At 57.1% G+C, this 6,084-nt stretch carries 8 protein-coding genes; 2 read left to right on the plus strand and 6 right to left on the minus strand.

Annotated features, from left to right (window positions below; genetic code table 11):
• Both D8U18_RS25170 and D8U18_RS25175 read right to left on the minus strand, forming a co-directional pair.
• A partial coding sequence (locus D8U18_RS25170) for an alpha/beta hydrolase (RefSeq protein ID WP_177435062.1) occupies nt 1–83 on the minus strand: 83 nt, incomplete at its 3' end.
• 384 nt (nt 84–467) lie between these two features.
• On the minus strand, nt 468–1,541 hold the full coding sequence (locus D8U18_RS25175; RefSeq protein ID WP_131108815.1) for a fatty acid desaturase: 1,074 nt from the start codon (nt 1,539–1,541) through the stop codon (nt 468–470).
• Nucleotides 1,542–1,641: 100 nt separating this feature from the next.
• Between D8U18_RS25175 and D8U18_RS25180 the strand changes: the two genes are divergently transcribed.
• Complete coding sequence (locus D8U18_RS25180) at nt 1,642–2,646, plus strand: AraC family transcriptional regulator (RefSeq protein ID WP_131108816.1); 1,005 nt, start codon at nt 1,642–1,644, stop codon at nt 2,644–2,646.
• Here the strand turns inward: D8U18_RS25180 and D8U18_RS25185 are convergent, their stop codons facing one another.
• The 3 genes from D8U18_RS25185 to D8U18_RS25195 all read right to left on the minus strand — a co-directional run bounded on the left by D8U18_RS25185 (nt 2,647) and on the right by D8U18_RS25195 (nt 4,917).
• Nucleotides 2,647–3,879 (minus strand): type II toxin-antitoxin system HipA family toxin, encoded by a 1,233-nt coding sequence (locus D8U18_RS25185; RefSeq protein ID WP_131108818.1) that lies wholly within the window; start codon nt 3,877–3,879, stop codon nt 2,647–2,649.
• Nucleotides 3,872–4,120 (minus strand): helix-turn-helix transcriptional regulator, encoded by a 249-nt coding sequence (locus D8U18_RS25190; RefSeq protein ID WP_056852071.1) that lies wholly within the window; start codon nt 4,118–4,120, stop codon nt 3,872–3,874. Before D8U18_RS25190 ends, D8U18_RS25185 begins: the two co-directional genes overlap by 8 nt.
• A gap of 110 nt (nt 4,121–4,230) precedes the next feature.
• A complete protein-coding gene (locus tag D8U18_RS25195) occupies nt 4,231–4,917 on the minus strand; it encodes a Crp/Fnr family transcriptional regulator (protein ID WP_130908227.1) in 687 nt (228 codons plus the stop codon).
• Between the two features lie 84 nt (nt 4,918–5,001).
• Here D8U18_RS25195 and D8U18_RS25200 point away from each other — a divergent pair, with 84 nt between their 5' ends.
• A complete protein-coding gene (locus tag D8U18_RS25200) occupies nt 5,002–5,523 on the plus strand; it encodes an Mpo1-like protein (RefSeq protein ID WP_056852069.1) in 522 nt (173 codons plus the stop codon).
• A gap of 144 nt (nt 5,524–5,667) precedes the next feature.
• On the opposite strand, the gene D8U18_RS25205 is transcribed toward D8U18_RS25200, so the two are convergent.
• A partial coding sequence (locus D8U18_RS25205) for a TOBE-like domain-containing protein (protein ID WP_131108820.1) occupies nt 5,668–6,084 on the minus strand: 417 nt, incomplete at its 5' end.

Below are 6,084 nucleotides of genomic sequence, written 5' to 3' on the forward strand. Positions count from 1 at the left end.
TTCTGCCAATGGCTTTGCCAATGATCTTCTGGCGATCCTTGCCAGCCCGGCACAATCAGGTAGCGAATCGATTCGTTGCGCATGGGGAACTCTCCTGCTGCGTGTCTGTTCCCGATCGAGTATAGGGAGGAGAGTTATATTCGTTAAGGAATAAGAAGCTATTTATTAAGGCCTGATTGGAATATAAAAACAATTGGTGGGTTGGTGTTTCTTGCGGAATAAAAAAGGGGCCGCACCCTGCCAAGGAGACGGCCCCCGGAAACTCAAATTCTGTCAGTGCTGATCAGCAACACCGGAAGCCGATGATTGGCTAAAACGGTTATCCAATAAAGGAATATTTGATTACTTTGTTAGCACTTGATGACATAAGGCGATCCTTCGCCGGGCCTCCTTCCTGCGTCATAACCTAACGTCCCTTTGGGTCAGATTTATGACGAACGAACAGATTTGAGTCTCCGGTGTAGTGCTCACACCTGAGCGGTTCGCACTTGCTGTGGTTCTGTAGTTTCCTTGCGCACAAACCGGTTCGCCCGGCCGAAGGTGCCGAGATCGTTGAACCGCACCCCCATCTCGCGCATTACTTTGTGACCAACCGGCACTGTCAGCTGGCGGATGTAGAACGGCTCCTTCACCACAAAATGATGAATCCCGTGGCTGCTGCCGAAATTGAAGCAGAATGCCTGCAACGGCCATAACCACCATGCATTCAGCACTTGGGTTTGCTGCATGACGTTGCCCGGTTCCACGTCGCCGTAGTAGTGCATGTTCGAGCTGATGAAGTGCAGGCAAAACGTGCGCAGTACATTCGGGCCGATGATCACGACTGCCGCGATGTCGATCACCTGCATGACCGACAACGTCGTCGCCGACCAATCGATCGGCGTGCCTATCAGTTGCGCAATGCCATTGGCCGCATGAAAACCGAGAAACACATACCACGCCCCCCAATGCACCAGCGCCAGCGGTGCATAGACCTTCAAGGTGCGCTTGATGATGCTGAACTTGTGTGCCCATGTCCTGGCTCGCAACATGCGGATAAACGCCGACATGATGTTGTCGCCAATCATCAAGAACCGGGCGAAACCCCATGGCTCGCCGTTGGTGATCGCGCGCTCTTCCATGTCGTTTTCAGAGCCGGAAAACTTGTGGTGATTGAGGTGCAGGTGACGGCGAATCCATGGGTTGATGGTGCTCGGGCGGGCCAGCCACACCAGCCCCATCATCAGGTTGTGCGGCACCTTCTGTTTACGGAAGTACATGCTGTGAATCAGATCGTGTTCCAGCTCATGGGTCAGCGAAGCAAAAAACGCGTTAAGCAACAGGCACGCCCACCAGGCCATGTGTCCGCTGATGTAGAGCGTTGCCGAACCGATCATGCCGGCCAATGCGAACGCCAGAATGCTCGCGCCGATAGCGTCCTGATGCTTGAGAATCGGGTAGCGCTCCCGCAGCTCGACACCCTTGGCCAGCACCACTTCGCGAATTTGTGCCGATCGTTGAGCTGCATTCAGTCGTTGGGGGCTTGCAGAAGTACGGTCCATGCTTCCATCCTCTGGTTATTGATGTTCGCATCGTGCCTGCCGCGCCCGTTTGCAGCGGTAGCCGTGAACGCCAACCTGTTGACCGGAAGCGCCAATCAGCATGACTGAACCGACCTCACTCGCCAGCTGGACCCGCGCCTTGCGCAAGCAACTCGATGCACTGGGCGTCGACAGCACCAGCCTGTGCCGGCAAGCGGGACTCGATCCGCAGTTGATGGAGGACCCGAACGCGCGTTATCCGTTGTCCGGAACCACGCGTCTGTGGGAGTTGGCGGTACAGGCCAGCGGTGACCCGGCGCTTGGTTTGCGCGTATCGCGCTTCGTCAGCCCGACCACCTTTCACGCCCTGGGCTATGCGCTGGTGGCCAGCGGCAGCCTGCGCGAAGTATTCGAGCGCATCGTGCGTTATCACCAGGTGGTCAGCGATGCCCTGGAACTGGAGCTGATCCGCGACGAGGATCGCTACCGCTTCCATCTGAAAATTCCCTGCGGCAACCCGGCCCCGGCCTTCGAAGCCATCGATGCGTTCATGGCGATTTACGTGCGCACCTGTCGCAATCGCCTGGGCCGGGATTACGCGCCACTGGCGACCTACCTGCGGCGCCCGGAACCGGCAGACGCGCACCCATGGCATAAAGCCTTTCGCTCACCCCTGTACTTCGGCGCCGAGGAAGATCGGCTGGAATTCGCCCTTGTCGACTTCGACAGCCACCTGGATGACGCCAACCCGGAGCTGGCCGAGCACAACGAAACCGTGCTCAAACGCACCCTCGCGCAACTCAAGCCGCTGACATGGGAGCGCAAGGTCCGCGACGCCATTGAAGAACAACTGCCCGAAGGCGAACCCAGTGCCGAACACATCGCCAAGGCCCTACACCTGAGCCTGCGCAGCCTGCAAAGGCACCTGGCGGACGAAGGCTGTCGCTTCGATACGCTGCTCAACGAAAGCCGCGAGAACCTCGCCCTGCTGCACCTGCGCGACCCGCAGGTTTCGCTGAGCGAGATCAGTTATCTGCTCGGATTCGCCGACACCAGCAGTTTCAGCCGCGCGTTCAAACGCTGGACCGGGATGACACCGGGACAGTTTCGGGATGGGTTGCGCTGATTAGTTTTTTACCAGACTACGCGCAATGCCTGCTTGCCACTGCTCCAGCATTTGCGCGCCTATCCGGGCAAAGGAACCGTTTGCCTTGATATGCTGGACCATCTCGTCCATCGCTACTTCCATACCATGGCCGACTTGTTGCAGTAACTCGTTGCAGCGCCCTTCGGTCAAGTTGCAGGCAGACCGACCAAAGCGCATCAGCATTTTGTACTTTGGCCACGCCTTCGATCCCCCCAACAGTAACGCCATGCTGTCGGCCTTGATGTAGACCGACGTAGTGATGATGTCGTAGGTAGGGGCCAGACTGATTTGCGCATCGGCTGCGCAATCCTCATAGAGAACGCCAAAGTTTTTCAGGTGCGCGTCGCCGTTCTTCAAACCCGATGAAAGTGCGACGATTTTGAAAAACGACTCAAGCGCCTGATTGAGCATTGAAGGAGAAACGAACGCTTTGATCTGTCTGGCAATACCTTCATATGAGCCGTCGTATTTGGCTTTTGAAGGCCAGGCGTTAAGCACGCAAAAATCCTCGAAACCCAAATAACCTTTGTCGTTCAGGTCGAAGCGTTCAACGATCAGGAATCTACCTTGATCACTCAGTTCAAACTTCGGCACCTCAAGCCCCGAGTGCAATGCAGCCCGCATGCAGAAATATTCGTTTGCAGCGAGTTGCGGGTATTGTTCCGGGTGAAAGGTTTTAACCAGATGTGTCGCCCCCCGATGGGACAGTCGATCGATGGTTGACCCGCTATCACGAATCAGAACTTTCGGCTGCACACCGGAAACGCCCGAGTACTGGCCATACGTGTGCAAGAGGTCGTCGAACAATCCTTGCGCACCATCATGCACAAGAAGGTCCGCCAAGCTGGTTTCAGGTGGCTGGTCGAGCCCGTCCTGCGCCGGTGAAATGCTCACTCTGCCGAGTTGGTGCGGGCCGACGATAGCAAGCATCGAAAAGTCGTCAAAGCCTCGGACAGCCTTGCTGAAACGACGAGTCAACTCATCGCGCAAAGTCCCCTCCGGCAAGTTCATCTCGAAAACCGGAGGAACACCTGGCTCCCACGCGTAGCTCTCCAGGCGTACCGGCATGATCAAAGAAACGGCATCTTGCTCTGATGCGTTTTCGGCGTAGGCAAAAACGCTGTCAGCGGACGATTGGCCTCGACCAAGAATTCCGACGGCATTGCTGGAAACACTGATCGCCAGCCGATCCCTTTGCTGCGGCTCAACCATGGAAGTTCACCTTTTTCAGGCTATCCAGTGTCGGCCGCTTCGATTGCCGCGGTACGGCGGTAAGTTCATAACCAAATCCGTTGAGGATTGCCTCGACCTTGCGCAGGCCAATTTCGGAGAGGGTGTTGTTTTCGATTCCAGAGATAGTCGCACGGCTCATTCCGTACTGCTGTGCCAGTGCCTGTTGGGAGAGTTTTCTTTCTTTGCGTAAGGTTCGGATCAGCTCACCCAGATTTTCCATAGTGCTACCTTGCCTCGTATACAGTGCAAAATTGAAATTTTTCACACTTTGCATTGTATTTAATGCATCTCCGAATTAAAGTCCAGCCGCTTTTTTACCCACACGAGGCATCAAACCATCGCCAATGCCCGCAATCGCACGGCATCGAGGATTTCAATTTCGCCGTAGCTCAACCCGATAATCCCCTGCCCCTGCAAATCCTTGAGGATCTGATTGGTGGTCTGGCGCGACAGCGACAACATCGACGCCAGTTGTTCCTGAGGCAATTGCAGGACGCGGCGCGGTGGGTCGTTTTCGCCGTAGCCTGTGGCAATCATCAACAAGCGGTGGGCCAGTCGAGTGGGGGCCGGCATCAGGCTCAGCTGTTCGAGATTGATAAAGGTCAGGCGCAGTTTCTGACTCATCAACAAGGCCAACTGGCGCCAATGCACCGGCTGTTCTTCGAGCAACGCCAGCAAAACCGATTGCGGGATATGCGCCAGGGTGCAATGCCCCAGGCCGAACGCATCGTGGGTGCGCGGCTGGCCATCGAACAGGCCGATTTCGCCAAACCAGTGCGGTGCCTCCACCACGCTCAACAACGCCTCTTTGCCTTGCTCATTCACCGCACCGATGCGCATCGCACCTTCAAGCACCGCATACAGCCCACAGGGCGGATCGCCGCGCTTGAACAGGCGCTGCCCCGGAGACAGGCGCCGCAACCTGGCCGCTGCCAACAGACTATCCTGTAGGGAAACAGGCAGATGACTGAACCACTGACCGCGCAGCAGGCGTGGACGCCAGACCTGCATATCCATGAAAACTCCTAGAGATTGTCGCCTGGCTGACAGAGCGAAGAACGGCCCCGGGGCATGATCGATCACCCTACAGGAGGAATAACAATGAAAAAAAGCCTGGTTGACCATCTCAGTCAATACGCCGCGTACCACCGTGATCCGCGCAACATCGCCACTCACTTTATCGGCATTCCGCTGATCGTGGTGGCGGTGGCCGTGTTGCTGTCGCGTCCGCAGTGGGCCGGGGGCTGGTTATCACCGGCAATGCTGGTGGCGTTGGCGTCGGCGTGGTTTTACCTGCGCCTGGAGCTGCGCCTCGGAATACTGATGACCGTGTTGCTGGGGCTGTGCGTCTGGGCGGGTCAAGTACTGGCGCAGCAAAGCACCCTGGTCTGGTTGAGCAGCGGCATGGCGATGTTCGTGATCGGTTGGGCGATCCAGTTCGTCGGGCATCACTACGAGGGGCGCAAGCCGGCCTTTGTCGATGACGTGACGGGATTGATCGTCGGGCCGTTGTTTGTGGTGGCTGAACTGGCGTTCTTGCTGGGGATGCGGCATGAGCTCAAGGAGCAGATCGAGGCGCGGGCGGGTGGTGTGCGTTTGCGTCAGAAAGGCGCTGCGGCGTAGATCGCCTTCGCGGAAAAGCCTCGCTCCTACTGATCGTTCCCACGCTCTGCGTGGGAATGCATACCGTGACGCTCTGCGTCACTGGACGCGGAGCGTCCCATGAGGCATTCCCACGCAGAGCGTGGGAACGATCGGCTGGAGGGATTAAATGTTGGCGACTTTCTGCCAGACCTTGGGCTTGAAGAACAACGTCTCGCCCTTGGCCAAGCCGATCAGACTGTCGTGATCCTTCACCACTTCGGCTTCGATCAGATCGCTCTGCCCTTCTACCTTCAAGGTCACCCGCGTCGTCGCGCCCAACGGACGAATATCACGCACTTCGGCCGCATGGTGATCGTCCAGTTCATGCCGCGACAACGACACCTCGTGCGGACGGAACAGCACGTGATTGTCCTCGCCCAGATGCAGGCGGTTGGAGTCACCCAGGAAGTGATAAACGAAATCGCTGGCCGGGTTTTCATAGACATCGCCCGGTGAGCCGATCTGTTCGATCACGCCCTTGTTCATCACCACGATGCGGTCGGCGACTTCCATCGCTTCTTCCTGGTCGTGGGTCACGAA

It is taken from the genome of Pseudomonas sp. Sample_10 (assembly GCF_004321495.1).
Taxonomy (GTDB): domain Bacteria; phylum Pseudomonadota; class Gammaproteobacteria; order Pseudomonadales; family Pseudomonadaceae; genus Aquipseudomonas.

What these genes read in the sequence shown, in the direction of transcription:
- D8U18_RS25175 (WP_131108815.1), bottom strand. Translation starts at nt 1,541, where the DNA reads ATGGACCGTACTTCTGCAAGCCCCCAACGACTGAATGCAGCTCAACGA.
- D8U18_RS25180 (WP_131108816.1), top strand. Translation starts at nt 1,642, where the DNA reads ATGACTGAACCGACCTCACTCGCCAGCTGGACCCGCGCCTTGCGCAAG.
- D8U18_RS25185 (WP_131108818.1), bottom strand. Translation starts at nt 3,879, where the DNA reads ATGGTTGAGCCGCAGCAAAGGGATCGGCTGGCGATCAGTGTTTCCAGC.
- D8U18_RS25190 (WP_056852071.1), bottom strand. Translation starts at nt 4,120, where the DNA reads ATGGAAAATCTGGGTGAGCTGATCCGAACCTTACGCAAAGAAAGAAAA.
- D8U18_RS25195 (WP_130908227.1), bottom strand. Translation starts at nt 4,917, where the DNA reads ATGGATATGCAGGTCTGGCGTCCACGCCTGCTGCGCGGTCAGTGGTTC.
- D8U18_RS25200 (WP_056852069.1), top strand. Translation starts at nt 5,002, where the DNA reads ATGAAAAAAAGCCTGGTTGACCATCTCAGTCAATACGCCGCGTACCAC.